The organism is Klebsiella sp. HMSC09D12 (assembly GCF_001808475.1).
Lineage (GTDB): Bacteria > Pseudomonadota > Gammaproteobacteria > Enterobacterales > Enterobacteriaceae > Klebsiella > Klebsiella oxytoca.
Map to the genome: position 1 here is coordinate 1 of NZ_KV793401.1, position 1,051 is coordinate 1,051.

At 49.1% G+C, this 1,051-nt stretch carries 3 protein-coding genes; all 3 read right to left on the reverse strand.

Features of this window, described 5'->3' with window-relative positions:
• Positions 1-84 precede the first annotated feature (84 nt).
• The 3 genes from HMPREF3178_RS03560 to ccgD all read right to left on the reverse strand — a co-directional run bounded on the left by HMPREF3178_RS03560 (position 85) and on the right by ccgD (position 1,016).
• Complete coding sequence (locus HMPREF3178_RS03560; RefSeq protein WP_086074310.1) at positions 85-291, reverse strand: DUF905 family protein; 207 nt, start codon at positions 289-291, stop codon at positions 85-87.
• A 70-nt stretch (positions 292-361) separates the two neighbouring features.
• A complete protein-coding gene (locus tag HMPREF3178_RS31545; protein ID WP_228705120.1) occupies positions 362-592 on the reverse strand; it encodes a hypothetical protein in 231 nt (76 codons plus the stop codon).
• 121 nt (positions 593-713) lie between these two features.
• Entirely contained in the window at positions 714-1,016 is a 303-nt protein-coding gene (ccgD, locus tag HMPREF3178_RS03570; RefSeq protein WP_052990789.1) for a protein CcgD, read from the reverse strand.
• Between the last annotated feature and the right edge of the window lie 35 nt (positions 1,017-1,051).

Here is a 1,051-nt window from a genome sequence, read left to right on the forward strand (position 1 = left end):
CGGTTACGGGGGACACCGCACCGACACGGCCAGCCATAAAAAAAGCGCCCATATGGGCGCCATTTTTCATACTAGGGCAGTGGATTAAAGCGGTGCAAGGCGCAGAAGTTCACGCTCTAAATCTTCCTTAAAATCCTTCTCAAAATCCCAGGCACGCCAGATAAGCCGGTCTGTATCTTTGCAACGGATTTCAACCTGATGATCGCCATATTTGGAAACTGCCGCTATTTTCACGTTAACCTGCATTACCGGCTGCTTAGCCAGGATTTGCTCTATAGCTTTTCTTTCCATTCCCATGCTCCTTTAATACTGCCGATACCGGCGATTATTCGGGTGGCGGTATTGCCACCCGATGATTTAATTAGAGGCTTTGCGCGTCCAGGAGATTGACCTGAGCCGGGGTAACGTGAAACGTTTCCCCTTTATGGATCACGTTATCCGGGGCGCTAATTTCATCACTGATAAAGCTAACCGGGTAACGTTTTTTACCGCAAATCCGCTCGCTAAACCACGCCACTTTTGCCGCTGGCCGATCCAGTGGATGAACAATCACACCGCCCATGCTGCAACCCGTTGCGGGTTCGTCCAGCATTATGCTTACCGGGACTGTATCCCGGTAAAAAAACTTAACCGGCGGCGCGGCTGCCTGTGTTGCGGCTGCGACAACTGCAAGCCCGATAACAGCTATCCGATTAATAAGCATTTTATTCCCCTTACTCATGCTGACTTATCACCTTGCCAGCTGTTACCAGTTTACGAAATTCGCTTTCATGAATTTCACGCCCATGCTCAAGCGTTGAATACACGTTGCCGATAAGCCAGTTACCAGCCGTTTTTGTCTCGGTATACCACCATGCTTCTGTCAGAATAAGCAGCGGTTCGCTATCCTCGCCCTTCTCATAGATCCAGATTTTAGTGACGTCTTTACCCGTTTCGTTGCTGCCCTGAATGGTAGGGTCAAAGGTATGTTCAATCTCTATATCGAAGTAACGCTGAAGGAAGTTAGTAAAGTGCATGACGACTCCTGTTTGCGCCGATACCGGCAATTTAG

What these genes read in the sequence shown, in the direction of transcription:
- HMPREF3178_RS03560 (WP_086074310.1), bottom strand. Translation starts at nt 291, where the DNA reads ATGGAAAGAAAAGCTATAGAGCAAATCCTGGCTAAGCAGCCGGTAATG.
- HMPREF3178_RS31545 (WP_228705120.1), bottom strand. Translation starts at nt 592, where the DNA reads ATGCTGGACGAACCCGCAACGGGTTGCAGCATGGGCGGTGTGATTGTT.
- ccgD (WP_052990789.1), bottom strand. Translation starts at nt 1,016, where the DNA reads ATGCACTTTACTAACTTCCTTCAGCGTTACTTCGATATAGAGATTGAA.